We start from the raw sequence: 19073 nt of genomic DNA on the forward strand, positions 1-19073 counted from the left end.
AGGTTTTTCATCTACAAAGTGATGTCTTAACATCACGCCGTCGCCTGATACACTTCAGGGGAATCGTCGGTCGCTCAATCGAGCTACCCTCCCCTGCTCAGGATCGCTCACTGTGCCAGACCCAATCGGCGATGAACGAGTGGATCAAGATGCTTGCGTCGCGCGATCAAAATCATTAGAAGCAACAACGTAGACAACGAAGCAGCAATTGCCCACGGCAAAGTCCGTGGCTGATACTCCATTCGTATAATATATTTACCAGCGGGTACTACCACCCCTCTAAAAGCTTTATTCACTTTTATGATAGGCACTTTCTTCCCATTCAATACAGCAGCCCAATTAGCATGCCAGTTATCCGTCAGCACCACCAAGGACTCTTGTTCAACCTCACCCGAAATAACCACCTCGGCATTTCTATAAGTATCTATAGAAGCAGGAACAAGGTGCTTCCGGTAATCTTCCGACAACACCGCTTCTTCTTTGTCCCCCCCAGCCATTGCGCTGACTGAAAAAACGCGAGGAGCCACATTTCTATTTTCGATAACGACAGTGGCTAAATCTCTATACACCTCATTAAACCCCAGACCCTTGAGTTTTTCCTGATAAGCCGTATAACTCGAAGGCAACAACAAATACTTAACGCCTATGAAATCAATTGACTTCCAGTCAAACGAATTTCGCTCGGGCAAGTCTCGAATCGAAATCAACGACGGAAATGAACCAAGGGGTGCACCGGGATGAGCACCCAGCCTTTGACTACTTTCCAGGTCTATGGATGAATAGAAGAAATCCCTATACGCGGGCAGCCCACCTTGATTAAGAGTAGTCATCTCCTGAATATTAAAGGCCGAGCCGAGCTCAGGATATAAGCCACTCTGCCCAAAATTCAACGTACGATAAACTCCTATATGATTTTTTACGTACTGGAGTGCCGGTGGCATATTATTGAAGAGATCATTTCTTTGAAATCGAATCATTTTTCCCGAGACCAAAAGCTCGGCAAACATTACGACTATAACAATCAATAGCAACGAATATGCAACCTGTGTATTGAACCACCACTTGTGGACTACCAAAAGTATACCAATCAATACCACTAGCATCACAATAGACATCAGCGCGCCTATTTTGTAATCCAGTCGAGGCGACTGAAGGCCGAACATATAATAAATTTTGACGAGCGCACATACTCCGACAAACATCAATACAACGCTCGGCCACATTCTAAAATTTTTAAACTGTAGGTTATTAACACCAACACCAATAAGGACAACCATTGGGAACATAATGACTGGCCACCAATACTGACTGCCGATATTCCCAATAATTGGCAATTTCGAGAAAACCACCTGAATCCATATAGGATCGAACAAACGGACTACTACGAATGCACAGCTTGCCTGGCATAGCACGACCAACCATTTAAACCGTGAAAAACGTTTTGCAATCGCACACCCAGCAAGGCCAATCGCTATAACACCGCTATGAAATACAGTGTTACCCGTGAAAGATAAGCCTGTGCCCTCGAATGAAACAGCGTTGGGCTCTGCCGCATTATAGGACTCGAAAAAATGCGAAGAAGAAAAGAAAGAAGCTACTGCGTTCGGAAACCTGAGACTCGAAAAATTTCTTTTAGAATAATCCTCAAGAGTACCAATACTTCTCAAATTTTCCATTAACGGAAAGTAAAGAGGGGCTAACAATAGAACGGCCGCTAACAAACTCATTCCAAGCATCAAAATTAATGTCAGACCAAGCCTTATCGAATATCGACCACTTTGAACATGACCAATCAAAAACCCGCCGACAATAATCCCGATCGCGATCAGCGACGTGATAGTCGTCGGCATAAAAGTGCAGGAAAAAAATAGTGCAAACGCAAAGACAGCCATACTCCAGCGAAACACTGAAGCACGCTCAATAAACATTAGCGCAGTATAAATGCATACGGGCACATAAAAATAACTTTGGGTTACATTTGAACCAAGATTGGCTGTTATGTACCCATTCAAAAGATAAAATACACTGGCCGCTGTTGCCGCTGCTGGAGAGAGTCCCAGAATTTCCCGCACGATGCGGTAAGTGAAGAATACGCCAAAATACAGCGCCATCAGAATGACAACATTGAAGACCAGCGAACCTCCACCTAGGATCGCATTGACCAGAGTTATCGCTGAAAACTTCTGGTCAACCAGCGCTTCCGGTCCTAAAGCACCTGCCGCCGAATATGGATTCCAATAAGGAGACTCACCAGTTTTAATAGCGTGCACCATGAATTCGATCATGGGTTCCGATTGATAAATGGCACCACCATTATCATTGTACCCAGCCCACCACCCTATCGAATTAGGGATAGGGTAAAACGGACGCAGAGGAATTCCACTAACTGCCGCATATACCTGGTCCGTTAACCGCAGACTGGCATGATTAAATACCACATCAGGAAAAGCGGCCAATATCAGCACAAGCGCAATCGCACAAGCCTCAAGGACACGCCGACTTATTGGTAATCGTTTTAATAACGAGGCGATTAAATTAGGCACCAGACGTCCAATACATTATCCGCACACACCATCAGAACCAATAAACAAGTTTGGTTTTATGCAAAAAGGCTCGAACCAGGCAATATCCGAAACCAAATCCTTCCTTGCGAAAAATAAATTTTGATACCCCACGCTCACGCACACCTTGTGCGCCCGCGATATATTTGACCTCCCCGCCCATAAGAATGGATTTGAAAGTAATTTCCGGGCTGATACTAAATCTGTTTTGGCTGAGTCCTAACCCTAACGTCTCTCTTCTTCGAAACATCTTGAACGCATAAGTCGAGTCAGGAATGTAATGACCCACCGCGATCCGCACTCCGATTCGGAAGAAGAACTGAAAAAATTTGTATTTAAAGGGAATAGTACCGTCATCACCCTCCTGGATATAACGGGAGCATTGCGCTAGTACGGCGCCCCCTTCCATCTCGCGGTAAAGCGCGGGAATCAGGTGGATAGGATCCACCGCATCCGCCGAGACGAAAATGCAGTAGCGGCCAATACCATGCGCCGCACCGTACCGAACAACAGCACCGTAGCCACGGCGATGCAAGGAACGACTGATAACTCGAACAGGAAGTTGATCGCTGTTGGCATCCCCCCAAGCGGAGGCGAGACTGTAAGTCTCGTCATCACTTTTATCATCAACCACGATGACTTCAGTGGTGAATGCCTGGCCGGTGACCGCGGCTTTGACGCTCTCCAGAATGCCTACAATGTTTTCCGCCTCATTCAAGCAGGGGATAACAATAGTCAGGTCAATTGGATCCTCAACGGATGAAGCCGCCCTTGGAAAATTTTCAAGCGGTGAGTGAATCGATTCATTTATGGTCATTTTGCCCCCTAAATTGAACCTGTCCTCAGGTGGCTTCTATTAAAATTAATAGCTACCCCACCAGTTTTGCTGAATACGGTATCAACCGGGTCAGTGCTGCCAGCACCAGACACACCGCAAACGTGGCCAAAGACAAGCTTAGAATCGATGTGACAGTCGACATTGACGCAAGGTTCAAGGTAAATCCGAACATCCCGGCCTTGATCAGGTCGATGACCAACAGATGCATAAAATAGACGGGGAACACGATGCTGGACAAAAACGCCACAGGGCGGATCAAACGGGCGGTCACGCGGATTTTTCTGATCAGATGGAACGCGGCACACGCAGCAATCAACACGTTAGGACTGAAATACAGGAAGGCCGTCTCGTCCGGAATCGGTGACAGCGAATTAAGCCGCCAACTGATGAGAAACGTCACCAGGCTCGCCAAGCAAAAAACCACTGCACTGCACCAGGCGGGCACCTTACTCAAAACATCCGAACGAATGATATAGAAGCCTAACAGGAAGTAACCCGGCCAGTTCAAAAAGCCTGTAAGTGTCAAATGACTAAGGACATTGACTGGGAAATACACGGTCACCGCATTAATCACGAACCAAACGCCAAAAAAATAAGCCGCCAACCGCTTACTGGCCAGCAAAGCCACAGAGATCGGTTGCAGTATTGGCAACAGGATGTAAACACCAATGGTCATGTAGACGAACCACAGGTGATACATCACCGGCCCCTGCAGGGCCTGAAACAGTGCATTCGGAACATTCAGCGGTTTACCGGTCCAGTAGTTGAGCCAGAAAACGTGCAACACACTCCAGAACGCGAGTGGGATAGCAACCTTTAGAACCCTGGACACAATCCCGCCCAGCCCTTTGGACATGTCTCGGCCCAAAAGCAGTGCCCCGGAAAGCATTGCAAACAGCGGCACTGAGACTCTCGAGATCGAGTCGAGGGCATTAGCGACCAAAAAGCTATTCAGTTCTATATTTCTATAGTCATAGAAGATCGGTGCCGAAATATGGATGAGCAACACCCCAAACATCGCAATCAATCGGCAAACATCCGCCCAGGCTAACCGCCCCGGATCTTGTTGTTGTGTCATGGTCGGGTCAGGCCTTAGAGGTAAGAATAATTTTGTCCAACGGAGCTCCGACGATGACGCCGTCGATGCTCGAAGCAACTACTTTGAATAATACGGCGTCGTGCATCCAGTGCAGTTGCACGTGCTCATGCAAAGTACCGTTAGCGATGGCGGCCACGATCGAATAGTCACCCACAGCCAGAATCGGCAATTTGAAATGGAATTCAGCGTCGATGCGCTTGCCTGCAACAACCCGGACCGGCGACTCCTTGTAGGAGTGGTAGGTGTTTCCACCGATTAAAGGCTGCCCAAGACGGTCCTTGATGATGAACCCGATAATAGGCAAATCCACATCGTGAATAGCCTTGGCTGAAACCTTTACGACAACTTCTGCACCGCCTTCACACACCGTCAGCTGACGACCTTTGGCATTGGCGAAGCTGACTTTCTGTATTTCTGCGCCACCGGTCCCGAATGTCGAAGACTGTGGGTTGAAGCCGAAGCTCTCGATCTCTTGAGCCCCTTTGGAGATGGACTCATCATCGTGCATAACGATACGTTGCTCGATAACTTCGTCGGCCGATTCCTCTTCAACGATGTCCTCGACTTCTTCTTCGGTTTCTGCCTCAACGGCCACCGCAGCAGCGCCCTCGGCACCGGTATGTTGCATGTAGAGCTGAGCAAAATACTTTTCACAGACATCTTTCGCGCTGCCGGCATCGCGAACAACACCGCCTTCCAGCCAGATCGCATGATCGCAAAACGCAGTCACCGCAGCGAGATCGTGGCTTACGAAAAGAATCGTGCCCCGCTCCTGGAACTGGCGCAGGAAACGCATGCACTTCTGCGCAAAGAACGCATCGCCCACCGACAAGGCTTCATCGATAATCAGAATATCGGCGTCAACATGAGCAATAACGGAGAACGCCAGGCGAGCCTGCATACCACTGGAATAGGCTTTTACAGGCTGATCGATAAAATCGCCCAGCTCCGAGAAATCAACAATCTTCTGAAACCGCTCTTCAATGCAGGACTTCTTCAACTCGAACAAGCTGGCGTACAGGTAGATGTTTTCGCGGCCACTGAACTCGGGATTGAACCCAGAACCCAGCTCCAGGACCGCAGCCACTTTCCCGTTGATTTTCACCGAGCCTTTAGTCGGCGTCAGGGTTCCGGTCAGCAATTGCAACAGGGTACTTTTGCCGGCACCGTTGCGGCCGATCACGCCCACTGACTGCCCCTTCAGAACTTCGAAGTTGACGTCTTTCAGTGCGAGGAAATCGCGATAGTAATTACGCTTCCAGCCGAGAAAGATCTGCTTAAGGCGATCATGGGGAGCGTCATAGATGTGGTAGGCCTTTTCAAGACCAACAACTTCGATGACTGGCTGCGGCTTAACTTCTGTAGTCATGTCCATACTCATAAAACGTCCGCAAAGCCGTGTCTGACAGATCGGAAGAAGCGAAGACCGAGCCAGCAGACGACCAGGCTCACGCAGGTGTAGATCAGCAGACCCTGGAAATTGGGAATCACGCCATTGATCATCACCAACCGCGCCTGTTCAACGATAAACGACAGCGGATTGAGCATGATCAGTTGACTGGCCCACTGCGGAAGTTTATCGAGCGGATAGAGCACTGGAGAGAAAAACATCAACGCTTGAGTGATCACGATGGTCAACTGCGCAATATCCCGCAGGAAAACCCCCAGCGCACTCAGGAACCACGTTATGCCCAGGAGACACAGAACCATAGGCGCGATGACTATAGGCAGAAAAACGATGGTCCATTGCAAGCTGCCGTTGACGAACAGCGCTATTGCCGCCCATGCAACGATACTCAGGCACAGCTGAAAGACGGCTGAGCCGATGGGCACCCAAACCAGAAGCTCGACCGGGAACACCACTTTCTTGACGAAGTTGGGATTCGAGGTAATCAGATTGGGCGCGCGGTTTACGCACTCGGCAAAGAACGTGAACACGATCAGACCGGGAAACAACATCAACGCAAAGCCTGTGATGCCTTCGACGCCTGGCCAACGAGAAGGCAAGAAGTAGCCAAACACCACGGCGTACATTGCCAACGTCATCAACGGAGTGATCAGCGGCCACAGGACGCCTAACAGCGCGCCTTTGAATCGCATGTCGACGTCGCGTTTGATCAGTTGCTTGATTAAATCGAAATGCCTTACGTGAGCAGTGAGGATATTCTGACTCAATTAGAAATCCCCATTGATGCTTTAGTATGATTCCCCAAAAACGCGAGAAAGGATTCTTTCATGCGTTCCAAAGTGAAATCCTTCATGAAGCAAGAATGGCCATTAGCGGCAAAACGACCGTAAGCCTCGGTGTCCTGAACTGCTTTTTCCAATTGGCTGATGATCGCTGAAGTATCGAGCGACTCGCAGAGAAAGCCAGCCTCATTAGCCTTGATGTACTTTGCCGGAGACGCGTAAGCGGGGGCATGACAGAACACCGGTCGGCCCGCGGCAAAGTAGGTGACAACCTTCGACGGGAAGCTGTTACTGGATTCTTCGTGGTATTCGCCGGAGAACCAGTAAGGCAAATAGAGAAGGTCCGACTCGGACAACAGTCGAATCGTCTCTTCCTGGCTCTGCCAGCCCAGGTACTCAAAGTTCGAGGGGCTCTGAGTGAATACTTTGAAAGCGCCACCCATGACACGCACACGAATCCGTTTGCCGGCAATTTTCCAGTTGCAGGCATTCAGGGCATGTTGCAGGCATTCCCACTCTGTCTGCGCATAAAACTGACCGGCCATCGCAATGATGAATTCATCGCTATCATGCGCTTTGGTCGCTGGCGGCAATGCCAGTTCGCGAGGTAGGCCAGCGATAACCGGTGCATTTACTACACGGTACTTATTCGTGTAGTTCTCGGACATCGCCCACGACGCGGTGGCACAGGAAACGCTGTTCTTGATGACCTCGTCGAACTCTTTAAGCAAACGACGGCGAGTAAAACCGTCGATAAGGTTCGCTTGCAGCCACCAGCCGAACGGATCCCAGACCTGAGTGAGCAGCGGCACATTGAGGGCTTTGGTCAATTGGCGAGCCAGACGCACCATGGTCTGGCCTTGCAATACGACCCACACCGCATCAACTTTTTGTGCTTTGGCGAACTCGACAATTTGCGGCAGCAATTCACGCTGCACGCGACCGGCCTGTACCAACTCAAACGGAAATGCCGACAAGATCCCTGCCTTACGAGGAAGCACGCGAACAGCGGCCTCTCGTGGCTTCCTTAAAATCAGCTTGGGAACCGATTCGAGTTCCGCTGGAATCTCGGGATTTAGCGCAGGATTAACCACGGCACAAATTGCGACCTGATCCTTAGGCAGAAAACCGACCAACCGATCCAGCACCAACCCTGCCGTAAAGTTACGGCAAGGTGGAATATCAGTTAAAAGCAGTACTTTCATTTAGCAGCAACCGTTTTGTATATCTCCGCCAGCCGCTGGGCATACAAGTCGTCACCATAGTGCAACTCGGCAATCTCTCGTCCCTTGCGACCACGTTCTTCACGCTCAGCCGGATTGTCGATCAGGTGTTGCAGAGCGCGGTAGAGTCCTTCTCCATCGTGCATCGGTACCGATACCCCTACCTCAGGAGCAAAAGTTACTTCTGGCAAAGAAGTCCCTTCGAACACGATCACCGGTTTGCCGCACGCGAACGCCTCGATGGCCATTACGCCAAACGCTTCTACGATCGACGGCATCAGGAAGATGTCGGACGCGACAAACGCATCGCGGGCCAATTCTTCATCGTTGGTCCAGCCAAGTTCAACCAGCTGGAATCGATCGGCGAACTGCTCCATCAACCCTTTGCTGTTGAGCGTCAACAGGCAAATTGGCTGATTGGCGCTAATTCGCTCAAGCGCCTGAATGATGTACGGCAGGCCTTTGAACTGGTTATCCACAGCCCGGAAGCAAATGACCAACGCATCATCTGGAATACCGAAGCGTTTACGCGCATCCGGCGAGGCATTTGGATTAAAGAAATCCAGGTCAAGGCCAAACGGCACCTGATGGATATCAACATCCTCGAAAAGAGGAGAAGCCTCGACCATATCGCGCATCCACTTCGAAGCCACGATTACGTCGAACTTGGATTTGTTGTACGCGCGTTTTTTGTACTTGAACAAAAACGCTGTCGTATCCATCAGAAGCGGGAAATGAATGTCCAGGTCCGGGCATTTGCCGCAACCGGTCATCCAGCGCTTGCACTCGAATGGATAAACGCAATGCCCGGTCATAGCCCACGGGTCATGCAGCGTCCAGACCGTCGGTTTACGCCGGGTGATTTCCGGCAGGTCGCCGAGACTCATGTAGCCCGAGTGAATGATGTGCAAATGCAACACATCTGCCTCCTCGAAGGCAGGCATTTTCATCATCTGCTTGGCGTGCGGATACAACACGGACTGCATTGAGGTCAAGCGCTCAACCCGATTGATAATCCGGTTGATTTTCCTTGTATTCTTCCCCTCGAAAGTCAGGACTTCGGGGTTCTGAGTATCCTTCTCCCAAATAAGGTGTCGAGATTCGACATCGTATTTTTTCAGTAGCGGCGTAATGGATAGACCATTAAATCGACGACCTGGTGACTCGTAGCCATTGACCTGAAGTACCTTCATTTCCGAAATGAACCTGCTTTCAGCGCGAGACGGGCAATCATGCTATTGGCAATAATTTGTTCGCGACGAACGAGGTCCGCCTGAATGCCTTTGAGGTTTGCTTCATGATTTGCGAGTTGAGCTTCTTTCTCTGCGACCCACGCTTCACGACGACGAACGTCACTTTCAAGGTCACGCAGGTTTGAATGGTGAGTGTCGAGCTGTGTTTCTTTCTCGATGAAATATTGCTCGCGCTGCTGAATCTGCAATTGGGCCTGCTGAATCTGCAACTCGCGCTCTTCGATATCCGACTCAAGCGCCTCAATACCCAGGTTCTGCAAAAACTCAGGTTTCCATGCAGCAATCGGAAACTCGAAGAGCTCACGAACAGGCTTGAGTTCAGGAGCACTGGAAATGCAAACAATCGAATTGGGCGGATTTTCTTCGGTACGCGTCAGCTCGGTAACGCCATCCAGTCCCTCGTAGAAGAACTCTTTATTTGGATAGGCCTCGAATTGCTCTTCTTTGATCCAGTGAACGAGGTGATGGACGTTACCGTCACCTTCGTTAAATGGAACGTTGACCATCAGACGTTTGCGGCAATCTACTTTCAGCGCAAAATTCAGGCCGTCCACTACGTGCTCCAACGCATGGCGCGAGACAACGTAGTCGAATGACCGCGATTCACGCACGTACGACTCAGCATCGCCGTTCACATACTGAATGTTTTTCGCGCCGTAGTTATCTTTAGCGTACTGAACCGATTCGATGCTCGGATCGATGCCCGTGATCTTCGCGCCTAGAATGTCGCTGAGCATGAATGTGCCATGCCCGGTGCCACACCCGATGTCCAGGATAGTGAAACCGGAAACAAGCATCGACGGATCACGCAAGATGTCGGATTCGATAATGTCACGAAACAGTTGATAACTGCTCTTGTGACGAACCACCTCATCTCGGCCGTGAGTTTCTCCCGGAACCAGACGTTCACCCTCATTGTAAATTGCGTCCAACGTCTGACTATTCGTGCTCATTATTTCTCTCACTAATTTTTTTGCTTGCGCTAAATTCGGATTTACTTCGACCAAACGGTCCGATTAATAAAATCTACGTAACTCAAAACAATCCGCAGCACTTTCTGCGACACCAGCCCGCCTTCATAGTCTGGTACCACACGACGAATAGCACCGGCCTGATCCTGGCTGGTGACGATACGCACAGCATCCAGAACCCGCTCCGATTTCAGGCCGCTCATGATCAGCGTGCCCTGGTCCATACCTTCCGGACGCTCGTGTGCATTACGAATCGTCACGGCGGTCAAGCCCAGCAGCGAAGCTTCTTCTGTGATGGTGCCGCTGTCGGACAGAATGCAGAACGCTTCCATCTGCAGCTTGATGTAATCAAAGAAACCGAATGGCTTGAGGAACTGGATTCTCGAATCCAGACCGTCGAGCCCCAATGCTTCCAGACGCTGACGAGTACGTGGGTGGGTGGAAACAATGACTGGCATGTCATAGGTTTCAACCAGTGCCTGCAGCGTATTCAACAGGTCTTGCAGGTTGGCCGGCGTATCGACGTTTTCTTCACGATGCGCGCTGACAACGAAGAAGTTCTTCGATTTCAGCTCAAGCTTGTCGAGGATTGTGGACCCCACAATCTTGGGTTCGAAATGCTCCAGTACTTCCTGCATGTGAGAGCCCGACTTGATAATACGATCGGGTGGAATCCCTTCATCCAGCAAGTAGCGACGAGCGTGCTCGGTCAACACCAGGTTAATGTCGCTGAGGTGATCCAGGACCTTGCGGTTCAGCTCTTCCGGCACACGCTGGTCGAAGCAGCGGTTACCTGCCTCCATGTGGAACACCGGAATTTTTCGGCGTTTGGCCGCGATCACTGCCAGGCAGGAGTTGGTATCGCCATACAGCATCAGGGCGTCCGGCTTCTCGGCTTCCATGACTTCATCGGCTTTCTCGATCACGCGCGCGATGGTTTGCGCGGCGTTGGCGCCTACCGCGCCGAGGAAGTAATCCGGTTTGCGAATATCCAGGTCATCGAAGAAAACCTGGTTCAACTCATAGTCAAAGTTCTGCCCGGTGTGAACCAGGATGTGCTGGGTATGCGTATCGAACTCGGCGATAACCCGCGACATTTTGATCAGTTCAGGACGGGTCCCGACAATGGTCATTACCTTAAGCATTGAGTTGCTCCTGGATGTACGACAATTTCAGGAGCAGCTCTTTAACGCCTTCGATGTCGAGTCGAGTGGTGTTGTGAGAGGTGTAATCCTCGAATTCGGTAATTTCCATTTCGCCTTCGACGAAGAATTTTGCGTAGTTCAGGTCACGGTTATCGGCAGGTACACGGTAGTACTGCCCCATGTCTTCGGCTTTTGCCAACTCTTCGCGAGACACCAGCGACTCATAGAGCTTCTCGCCATGACGAGTACCAATGATGCGAATTTCGTTGTCTTTGGCGAACAGTTCTTTCAGGGCTTGAGCCAACACTTCGATAGTGGACGCCGGTGCTTTCTGAACGAAAATGTCACCTTGCTCGCCGTGCTCGAAAGCGTGCAGTACCAGATCGACAGAGTCTTCCAGAGACATCAGGAAGCGAGTCATGGTCGGGTCGGTGATGGTGATCGATTTGCCTTCACGCAGTTGTTCGATGAACAACGGAATCACCGAACCACGGGAGGCCATAACGTTGCCGTAACGGGTTGCGCAGAAAACGGTTTCGCCTTCGGACTGCATACGCGCCTTGGCCACCATGAGTTTCTCCATCATTGCCTTGGAGATACCCATTGCATTGATTGGATATACCGCTTTGTCGGTGCTGAGCACAATGACGCGATCAACGCGATTGGCGATCGCCGCTTTCATGACGTTATCTGCGCCCAGGACGTTGGTGCGCACAGCTTCCATCGGGTAGAACTCGCAGGACGGAACCTGTTTCAGTGCCGCCGCATGAAACACGTAGTCGACGCCTTTCATCGCAGAGTGGATGCTGTCGTAGTCTCGAACGTCGCCGATGTAGAATTTCAGCTTCGGATCATTCAAGGCAATCCGCATGTCTTCTTGCTTTTTTTCATCACGGCTGAAGATGCGAATTTCTTTAACGTCTGTCTTCAGAAAACGATTCAGAACGGCGTTACCGAAAGAGCCAGTACCGCCAGTAATCATCAAAACTTTATTATCGAACATTATCTAAACCTTGCGCTTAATTGAAGTCATGCATGTTTTGTACTAAAACCGACCACTCGGGGGCGACGTAACCTGTAGCCTCCCGGAAGCGGTCCGCATTTAACGAACGGTCGATCGTCAACCTGTCCGAAGGGACAATCTCAGTGTCTTTTCCATAAGTTTTCGCCACAAGCTTCAGCAAGTCGTACTTATTTATAGGCTGAGTAGCTACGTGATACAGGCCATGCAGATCAGGACGCGGCAATACGTACTCATTGATCACCCGTGCCAACTCCATGGTTGGCAGACCGGAGAAAATAGCGCCAGTGAACCCTTGAACGGTGTCTTGTTGCGCGAGGAACCAGCCGACCAGGCTGCGATGCCCAGACAGTTCACGACCGATAATCGAGGTACGCAGCGTAATGGCGTGAGGATAATCCACTTCGCCCAACAGCTTGGAACGGCCATAGAGGTCGTAAGCGTCAGGGAAGTCCGACTCCCGGTAGCCACCCTTCTCACCCGAAAAAACACAATCGGTACTGATATGAACCAGGCGTGCACCAGTCGCCTTGCACAAGGCGGCCAGACGATGAGGCAGCAATGTATTGATTGGCACTGCCTGAAGAGGATCATTTGCATCGGCCAGTTGCTTGACCAGGCCCACACAGTTGATCACGACATCAGGTCTTACTGTCCCGAAAGCCTTGATCAGCGAGTCTTGACTTTCGACATCCACGCCCAGAATGATTTTCTCGGCCAAGGCCTCTGAGAAAAACTTCCGGGAACCCTCGCTCCGAGCGGTACCGTAAACGCTCAGATCGGGGTTAGCCGATAACACTCGGTAGGCTGCGTTACCCAGCATTCCGGAAACACCCAACACCATAACTCTCATTGCCCTACTCCTCACTTCCCGGACCAAAAACTCGATCCCATGATCCGGTTGCCACTCATCAGTTGAACGTCTTCACCCGCTGCATCCAGAGGAGCAACAAAAGGGGGACATATCGCGAATCTGTACTCAATGCGGGTTGGAGCCTACTTGCGAAGAGATCCATTCTTGCGGTTTCAACCAACCGTCGGCGCCCGAAAAAACCAAAGACGTTGTTCGAATACCTGCAACAGAATCGCCACCAAGAGCTCGCTGCTCATCCATGCTACCCAGGAAATGCGGGATAGACCGGCGTTAACCCAAGGGGGTTGCCACCACATTACACCCGTAAGCAACACCCCCTTGCATACAGCAACGCTGCGTTGGTCAAGCAAGGGAGTCACATCTGCCAGCGGAGTATTGGCTTTATGCCATCACTCCATAAAAACCAGAGAAGTTTACCATACAATTTTGTGCAATTGAGTGGCGGCGACTGTACGTCCATCCGCGGATTCAGTGCTTTAGAGACCGAGTGGTCGCCGCCGAAGCAAGCGCTTTTTATTCACTGACCTGCGCTGACATCCCCCCAACAAGACCCGCAGCGCACATCATTTTTACGCACCTCGCAAGCAGCCTCACCGACGAATACCCTTCGAATCAGGTCTCAGCCTTGCCTGCGTTGTACATCACCGCCAACACAATAAGAGGCAAATAAGCAATCAGCAGACCGACACTCCCATCCAGTGACCCCCATCCCACCCACAACGCGAGAGGGGCAAGCCACAGCACATTGATCAAAATAACGGCAAGGGTGATTTTCATATGACTGAGATGATGTCGAGAGGCATATTGATAGGCATGACTGCGATGCGCCTCATATACCCTCTCCCCTCGAATCAAGCGATGCAGCATTGTGTAGGTCGCATCCACAATGAAAACCCCCGCCAAAATCAGCCAACTCCAGAGTAATTGCGGGGCGACCCAGGCCGCCTGCAATGCCAGGCCACCAAGGATCAAACCAAGAAAACCACTACCTGCGTCACCCATGAAAATTTTCGCAGGTGGAAAGTTCCAAATCAAAAATCCTGCGCAGGCACTGGCGAGCAGGAGAGGAACCCACAACTCATTCGTGAAACCGCCCAGCCAGTATAAAAATGCGCCGCCCAGGCAGACACAGATAGCCTCAGCCCCTGCAATTCCGTCGATCCCATCCATAAAGTTATACAAGTTCAAAAGCCAGACCAGATAGATGGCGGCCAATGCGCTCCCCCACCAACCCAGGTCGATAATAAATCCAAACAGATTTAGCGGGGCGAGCCCTCCCACGCAAAACAAAAACCACGCCGCCGCCGTAAAGTGCCCCAGCAGCCTCCATCGGGCCGCGATGTGACCATGGTCATCAGCAAAGCCTATTAAAGCCACAACAGCTCCCGCCCCGAACAATCCCGCAAATACGCCCCACGAGATCACTCCGGTCAAAGCGCATACGCACAACGCCCCAAGAAACGAAACAACTATGGATACGCCACCACCCCGGGGAGTAGGAATCGAGTGCGAACTTCGGGCATTGGGGACATCGACGAGACTGTTACGCAAGGCATAGCGTCGCAAATAAAACGTCATCAACCAGGACGCGACAAACACCCCCACCAACAACAACGCAAAGATCATTTGTTTTTAGTATCCAGATAATGTTTCGCCACACCCGCCAGCGCTTGTTCAATACCGACAGGCGGTGACCATTGCAATAACTCACACGTTCGCCGCACATCGACCTGAAGCGAACCACACAAGCGCACGGATAGCGCCTGCTTCCCCAGCAAAACCAACCCCATAGATAGAATCTGTTGCGGAAAAGGAATCAGTACAGAGCGAACACCCAGTGATTGAGCTACACGCTGAAGTAATTGTGTCGTGGACAGATCTTCGCCATCGCTAACGAGAAAGGTATTACCGGGGGCCGAGGGATGCTCGATGCAGCGCTCGATCAAATCAACCAGATTATCCAGTGCGACCATGCTGCGGCGATTGGTAATCGAACCAAATGGCAGGGGCACCCCGCGCTCAACCCATCGAAGCATGCTGAGGAAGTTGGCCTTAACGCCAGGACCATAAACCAGAGGAGGTCGGATTATTACAATCTCCATTCCTGTGCGTGCGCCCAACTCTCTTAGAGCGTCCTCGGCTTCACGCTTGGAGATTCCATAGGCATCGACTGGAGCCGGCAGGTCGGCCGAAGTAAATGGCTGACCCGGATAGGTGTGCTCCCCGTTGACCTTAATTGAACTGATAAAAACAAAGCGCTTTACGCCCGCCTGAGCAGCACTGGTCGCCAACTTGATTGTTCCATCGACGTTGGCCACTCGAAAGGCACTAAGGTCATCCGCCCCCTGCGCCGTCATCACATGCACACGCGCAGCCGCATGCACGACCGCCGTGATACCTGTCAATGCGGCTACAGGAACTTCGGCGCCCAACTCAAAAATTAGATGATCACAGGGAAAGTCCGTTTGGGACGGAGTGCGAACGCCGCACACCACGGAAAATTTCTCGCTCGACAGCAACTTGGTTACAACCGCGGACCCGACAAACCCATTCGCCCCTGTCACCAGGACTTTTGAACAACTCATTTGCTCTTGCCCACCACATTCATCCTGAAAACTTCCATTACGCTTCAGCTGCGAACGCTGAACTTCTTCTCGATTATGAGCGCTTTGTATTCGAGGCGATCAGGTTTGTCTTTTGCTATCCCACGACCAGGTTGTCGCAAGAGGATGCCAGCACTGACGACAGCGGCCACCCAACACAAACCCGCACTGTCGGTTACGGATGAGTCTATCGGCGTTAGGGGCCGCGTCAATGATGTCTTGGGGAATGTGACGAATAACTGCCGAGCGAACGCTCTTGTCTCCTCAGCAGCACTCCAGGGTTTTGACTATCAGACCAGGCGCTTGCGTGTAGCCCGAGCCGCACGCCCCAGAAACCAGCCAAGCATCGGACCGATGACCATGCCGACCAGCAATGCAAGAACCACTACCAGCGACACCGGCAGCTGCGGCCCCGCCCAACCAAGAAACAGCAAGGAAACCGATTGCTGATTCTCTAGAACAAACGCCAGAATTGCCAAAACGAGCAACAACACAAACAAGGCGAGCAGTACGCGCTTTACATTACGCATGAGCGGTTCCTTGAATTATGGCGACCGTCACACCCCTTCCTCCTCATCCTCGTTCACACGATCGCGCAGTTCTTTTCCTGGCTTGAAATGCGGAACGAACTTGCCATCGAGGCTGACGGACTGACCGGTTTTTGGATTACGCCCTACGCGCGGCGCGCGGTAGTGCAAGGAGAAGCTGCCAAACCCACGGATCTCGATACGATCCCCAGTGGCCAGGCATTGGGACATTTGCTCAAGCATGGTCTTGATGGCCAGCTCCACATCCTTGGATGAGAGCAGCCCTTGATGGGTGACAATTCGTTCGATCAACTCCGACTTCGTCATATTTTTCCCTTCTTTTTCAAGCAGCTAGGAAAAGCGCTTCAAAGGTTTTAGCATGCTCGAAAGAATTTGAACAGCCCAGGTTTTGACATATATTTTCAAGCACCGAGGGATGCCATATAACCTGACTCTCCGATAGAGCCCTCCAATCACCGACAGATAACCAACATGGTCCGCGTCAGGTAGCCCGCCGGATTAAAGCCAAAAGGAAATTCGTCTTCGTCCTTGACGTCATCCGACCTGGCCAAGACTTTATACCCTGCGGCCTTACACTCCTTATCCGCACGTTTGCGACATTTTTCCCACCCGGACCCCAGCCCGGAACAGTCAATCTCGATACCGCTGACCCCACGCACGACATGGGTCTTGGCATTAGTGGTACAACCCGCCAATGTCAGTACTGCTATTGCGACAATGAGCTTGTTCATTCACTTCCTTATGCCAGGCGCCTTGCCCGACTGTCGTTCACTTCAGACTAAAGATTAGCTGCAAACAAACGATTGATCCGATTAAAGAAAGAGACAGCTTATCGGGGATATTGGTTTCACAAGCAACCACTGCAGCCAAACAGCATCAGCAGGACCACCAAATCGCAGGCACAAAAAAGGGCGACCGAAGTCGCCCTTTTTCTATGGTCTGACAGAACTTAGTTCTGTTTTTCCATTTGTGCACGCAACAGGTCGCCCAGAGTGGTAGGACCAGCAGAGACTTCAGCAGCAGGCTTGTCTTTCAAGCTCTGGATTGCTTCTTTCTCTTCCGCATCGTCTTTCGACTTGATGGAGAGCTGGATTACACGGCTCTTGCGGTCAACGCTGATGATCTTGGCTTCTACTTCCTGGCCTTCTTTCAGAACGTTGCGCGCGTCTTCAACGCGGTCACGGCTGATTTCGGAGGCTTTCAGAGTCGCTTCGATATCGTCGGCCAGAGTGATGATGGCGCCTTTAGCGTCAACTTCTTTCACGATGCCTTTAACGATTGCGCCTTTGTCGTTCTCTTGAACGTACTCGGAGAACGGATCGCTTTCCAGTTGCTTGATACCCAGGGAGATACGCTCACGCTCTGGGTCAACCGACAGGATAACGGTGTCCAGCTCGTCGCCCTTCTTGAAGCGGCGAACGGCTTCTTCGCCCACTTCGTTCCAGGAGATGTCGGACAGGTGAACCAGACCGTCGATGCCGCCGTCCAGACCAATGAAGATACCGAAATCGGTGATCGACTTGATGGTGCCGGAGATTTTATCGCCCTTGTTGAACTGGCCAGAGAAATCTTCCCATGGGTTAGATTTGCACTGCTTGATGCCGAGGGAGATACGACGACGCTCTTCGTCGATGTCCAGAACCATAACTTCCACTTCGTCGCCGACTTGTACGACTTTCGAAGGGTGGATGTTCTTGTTGGTCCAGTCCATTTCGGAAACGTGTACCAGGCCTTCAACGCCTTCTTCCAGCTCAGCGAAGCAGCCGTAGTCGGTCAGGTTGGTTACACGAGCGGTAACGCGAGTGCTTTCTGGGTAACGGGCTTTGATAGCAACCCATGGATCTTCGCCCAGTTGCTTGAGGCCCAGGGAAACACGATTGCGTTCGCGATCGTACTTCAGAACCTTGACATCGATCTCGTCGCCAACGTTGACGATTTCGGAAGGATGCTTGATACGCTTCCAAGCCATGTCGGTAATGTGCAGCAGGCCATCGACGCCACCCAGATCGACGAATGCGCCGTAATCGGTGAGGTTTTTGACGATACCTTTGACTTGCTGACCTTCCTGCAGGGATTCCAGCAGAGCTTCACGCTCGGCGGAGTTCTCGGCTTCGAGGACGCTGCGACGGGAAACGACAACGTTGTTGCGTTTCTGGTCGAGTTTGATGACCTTGAATTCCAGCTCTTTGCCTTCCAGGTGCGTAGTATCGCGCACAGGACGGACGTCAACCAGAGAACCTGGCAGGAACGCACGGATGCCGTTAACGTCGACAGTGAAGCCGCCTTTAACCTTACCGTTGATAACGCCCTTGACCACTTCTTCGGCTGCGAAGGCAGCTTCCAGAACAATCCAGCATTCAGCGCGCTTGGCTTTTTCACGGGACAGCTTGGTTTCACCAAAGCCGTCTTCAACCGAGTCCAGAGCAACGTGAACTTCGTCACCGACGTTGATGTTCAGTTCGCCAGCGTCGTTGTAGAACTGCTCAAGCGGGATGAGTGCTTCAGACTTCAGGCCAGCGTGAACGGTTACCCAGCGAGCCTGGTAATCGATATCAACGATAACACCGGTGATGATGGAGCCTGCCTGAAGGTTCAGGGTTTTTAGGCTTTCTTCAAAGAGTTCCGCAAAGCTTTCGCTCATTTTAATTCCTGTTGATGAGGGCGAAGACTACGCCCATCTCCACACCCCAGACGGTATGGGTTAGTTTCATTTAAAAGAAGCCACCGCAGGACTATGACTGGTCCCC

General features: G+C 51.3%; 17 protein-coding genes. All 17 read right to left on the reverse strand.

The window, feature by feature from the left end; translation table 11 throughout:
- Nucleotides 1–107: 107 nt before the first annotated feature.
- The gene (locus BK660_RS06850) at nt 108–2543 is read right to left on the reverse strand and encodes a hypothetical protein (protein ID WP_148057432.1); all 2436 of its coding nucleotides are present in this window, start codon (nt 2541–2543) and stop codon (nt 108–110) included.
- 31 nt (nt 2544–2574) lie between these two features.
- Nucleotides 2575–3378 carry a glycosyltransferase family 2 protein gene (locus tag BK660_RS06855; RefSeq protein ID WP_123432682.1) on the reverse strand — a complete coding sequence of 268 codons (804 nt, stop codon included), beginning with the start codon at nt 3376–3378 and terminating at the stop codon, nt 2575–2577.
- Between the two features lie 52 nt (nt 3379–3430).
- Nucleotides 3431–4477 carry an acyltransferase gene (locus tag BK660_RS06860; RefSeq protein ID WP_123432683.1) on the reverse strand — a complete coding sequence of 349 codons (1047 nt, stop codon included), beginning with the start codon at nt 4475–4477 and terminating at the stop codon, nt 3431–3433.
- 7 nt (nt 4478–4484) lie between these two features.
- A complete protein-coding gene (locus BK660_RS06865; RefSeq protein WP_123433023.1) occupies nt 4485–5867 on the reverse strand; it encodes an ABC transporter ATP-binding protein in 1383 nt (460 codons plus the stop codon).
- An 8-nt stretch (nt 5868–5875) separates the two neighbouring features.
- The gene (locus BK660_RS06870; RefSeq protein WP_259698489.1) at nt 5876–6673 is read right to left on the reverse strand and encodes an ABC transporter permease; all 798 of its coding nucleotides are present in this window, start codon (nt 6671–6673) and stop codon (nt 5876–5878) included.
- The gene (locus BK660_RS06875) at nt 6670–7893 is read right to left on the reverse strand and encodes a glycosyltransferase (RefSeq protein WP_123432685.1); all 1224 of its coding nucleotides are present in this window, start codon (nt 7891–7893) and stop codon (nt 6670–6672) included. The genes BK660_RS06870 and BK660_RS06875 overlap by 4 nt, the downstream gene beginning before the upstream one ends.
- Nucleotides 7890–9104, reverse strand: coding sequence for a glycosyltransferase family 4 protein (locus BK660_RS06880; protein WP_123432686.1), 1215 nt, complete (start codon nt 9102–9104; stop codon nt 7890–7892). Before BK660_RS06880 ends, BK660_RS06875 begins: the two co-directional genes overlap by 4 nt.
- Nucleotides 9101–10117, reverse strand: coding sequence for a class I SAM-dependent methyltransferase (locus BK660_RS06885; RefSeq protein WP_123432687.1), 1017 nt, complete (start codon nt 10115–10117; stop codon nt 9101–9103). Before BK660_RS06885 ends, BK660_RS06880 begins: the two co-directional genes overlap by 4 nt.
- Nucleotides 10118–10158: 41 nt before the next feature.
- Nucleotides 10159–11280, reverse strand: coding sequence for a non-hydrolyzing UDP-N-acetylglucosamine 2-epimerase (gene wecB, locus BK660_RS06890; protein ID WP_123432688.1), 1122 nt, complete (start codon nt 11278–11280; stop codon nt 10159–10161).
- Nucleotides 11273–12283, reverse strand: coding sequence for a polysaccharide biosynthesis protein (locus BK660_RS06895; protein WP_123432689.1), 1011 nt, complete (start codon nt 12281–12283; stop codon nt 11273–11275). Before BK660_RS06895 ends, wecB begins: the two co-directional genes overlap by 8 nt.
- Before the next feature lie 16 nt (nt 12284–12299).
- The gene (locus BK660_RS06900) at nt 12300–13154 is read right to left on the reverse strand and encodes a dTDP-4-dehydrorhamnose reductase family protein (RefSeq protein ID WP_123432690.1); all 855 of its coding nucleotides are present in this window, start codon (nt 13152–13154) and stop codon (nt 12300–12302) included.
- A 633-nt stretch (nt 13155–13787) separates the two neighbouring features.
- The gene (locus tag BK660_RS06905; protein ID WP_123432691.1) at nt 13788–14801 is read right to left on the reverse strand and encodes an MraY family glycosyltransferase; all 1014 of its coding nucleotides are present in this window, start codon (nt 14799–14801) and stop codon (nt 13788–13790) included.
- Complete coding sequence (locus BK660_RS06910) at nt 14798–15760, reverse strand: UDP-glucose 4-epimerase family protein (protein ID WP_123432692.1); 963 nt, start codon at nt 15758–15760, stop codon at nt 14798–14800. Before BK660_RS06910 ends, BK660_RS06905 begins: the two co-directional genes overlap by 4 nt.
- Nucleotides 15761–16068: 308 nt before the next feature.
- Nucleotides 16069–16308: a lipopolysaccharide assembly protein LapA domain-containing protein gene (locus tag BK660_RS06915; protein ID WP_123432693.1), complete on the reverse strand. Its 240-nt coding sequence runs from the start codon at nt 16306–16308 to the stop codon at nt 16069–16071.
- A gap of 27 nt (nt 16309–16335) precedes the next feature.
- Nucleotides 16336–16632 (reverse strand): integration host factor subunit beta, encoded by a 297-nt coding sequence (gene ihfB / locus BK660_RS06920; protein WP_003218804.1) that lies wholly within the window; start codon nt 16630–16632, stop codon nt 16336–16338.
- Nucleotides 16633–16778: 146 nt separating this feature from the next.
- On the reverse strand, nt 16779–17057 hold the full coding sequence (locus BK660_RS06925; protein WP_123432694.1) for a hypothetical protein: 279 nt from the start codon (nt 17055–17057) through the stop codon (nt 16779–16781).
- Between the two features lie 218 nt (nt 17058–17275).
- Nucleotides 17276–18967, reverse strand: coding sequence for a 30S ribosomal protein S1 (gene rpsA, locus BK660_RS06930; protein WP_123432695.1), 1692 nt, complete (start codon nt 18965–18967; stop codon nt 17276–17278).
- Nucleotides 18968–19073 lie beyond the last annotated feature (106 nt).

The sequence above is a fragment of the Pseudomonas brassicacearum genome, from assembly GCF_003732265.1.
Lineage (GTDB): Bacteria > Pseudomonadota > Gammaproteobacteria > Pseudomonadales > Pseudomonadaceae > Aquipseudomonas > Aquipseudomonas brassicacearum_D.

Bases quoted from the DNA above. Each gene is read 5' to 3' on its own strand.
- BK660_RS06855 (WP_123432682.1), bottom strand. From the start codon at position 3,378: ATGACCATAAATGAATCGATTCACTCACCGCTTGAAAATTTTCCAAGG.
- BK660_RS06860 (WP_123432683.1), bottom strand. From the start codon at position 4,477: ATGACACAACAACAAGATCCGGGGCGGTTAGCCTGGGCGGATGTTTGC.
- BK660_RS06865 (WP_123433023.1), bottom strand. From the start codon at position 5,867: ATGACTACAGAAGTTAAGCCGCAGCCAGTCATCGAAGTTGTTGGTCTT.
- BK660_RS06875 (WP_123432685.1), bottom strand. From the start codon at position 7,893: ATGAAAGTACTGCTTTTAACTGATATTCCACCTTGCCGTAACTTTACG.
- BK660_RS06880 (WP_123432686.1), bottom strand. From the start codon at position 9,104: ATGAAGGTACTTCAGGTCAATGGCTACGAGTCACCAGGTCGTCGATTT.
- BK660_RS06885 (WP_123432687.1), bottom strand. From the start codon at position 10,117: ATGAGCACGAATAGTCAGACGTTGGACGCAATTTACAATGAGGGTGAA.
- wecB (WP_123432688.1), bottom strand. From the start codon at position 11,280: ATGCTTAAGGTAATGACCATTGTCGGGACCCGTCCTGAACTGATCAAA.
- BK660_RS06895 (WP_123432689.1), bottom strand. From the start codon at position 12,283: ATGTTCGATAATAAAGTTTTGATGATTACTGGCGGTACTGGCTCTTTC.
- BK660_RS06900 (WP_123432690.1), bottom strand. From the start codon at position 13,154: ATGAGAGTTATGGTGTTGGGTGTTTCCGGAATGCTGGGTAACGCAGCC.
- BK660_RS06905 (WP_123432691.1), bottom strand. From the start codon at position 14,801: ATGATCTTTGCGTTGTTGTTGGTGGGGGTGTTTGTCGCGTCCTGGTTG.
- BK660_RS06910 (WP_123432692.1), bottom strand. From the start codon at position 15,760: ATGAGTTGTTCAAAAGTCCTGGTGACAGGGGCGAATGGGTTTGTCGGG.
- BK660_RS06915 (WP_123432693.1), bottom strand. From the start codon at position 16,308: ATGCGTAATGTAAAGCGCGTACTGCTCGCCTTGTTTGTGTTGTTGCTC.
- ihfB (WP_003218804.1), bottom strand. From the start codon at position 16,632: ATGACGAAGTCGGAGTTGATCGAACGAATTGTCACCCATCAAGGGCTG.
- BK660_RS06925 (WP_123432694.1), bottom strand. From the start codon at position 17,057: ATGAACAAGCTCATTGTCGCAATAGCAGTACTGACATTGGCGGGTTGT.
- rpsA (WP_123432695.1), bottom strand. From the start codon at position 18,967: ATGAGCGAAAGCTTTGCGGAACTCTTTGAAGAAAGCCTAAAAACCCTG.